General features: G+C 66.5%; 1 protein-coding gene. It reads right to left on the bottom strand.

Features of this window, described 5'->3' with window-relative positions:
• A partial coding sequence (locus tag FLQ44_RS17080; RefSeq protein ID WP_206208944.1) for a hypothetical protein occupies positions 1-190 on the bottom strand: 190 nt, incomplete at its 3' end.
• Positions 191-343: the final 153 nt, after the last annotated feature.

The following is a 343-nucleotide window of genomic DNA, read 5'->3' as shown; positions in this document are numbered from 1 at the left end:
CCATCGCGTACTGGTCGCCGAGATCGTTGGCGGGCACCCCGGCCTCGATGTCGTGCGAAGGGTAGAGGTAGATGCGTCCTTCGAACACGTGGGCGGACGGGTCCGCCGTGTAGACATGGCGCACCAGCGGTGCCGAGATCGCCGCGGCGATCAGTTCTGCAGGCGGTCGACCGGTCGGATTCGTGCTCATGCCGCCCCCTGCGCCAGCGACTCGCGGGCCGTGCGCTGCTCGACCAGCTCACGCTCGATCCGCGATTCCAGGGTCTTGTCGATCTTGTAGAAGTAGAGCAGGCACACGCAGATCAGGAAGGGCGTCGACGCCAGCACGCTGACAGCAAGCCGG

The sequence above is a fragment of the Vogesella mureinivorans genome (assembly GCF_007644035.1).
Taxonomy (GTDB): domain Bacteria; phylum Pseudomonadota; class Gammaproteobacteria; order Burkholderiales; family Chromobacteriaceae; genus Vogesella; species Vogesella mureinivorans.
The sequence above is the reverse complement of the archived record's forward strand: the minus strand, read 5'-3'. Positions and strand labels throughout refer to the sequence as shown.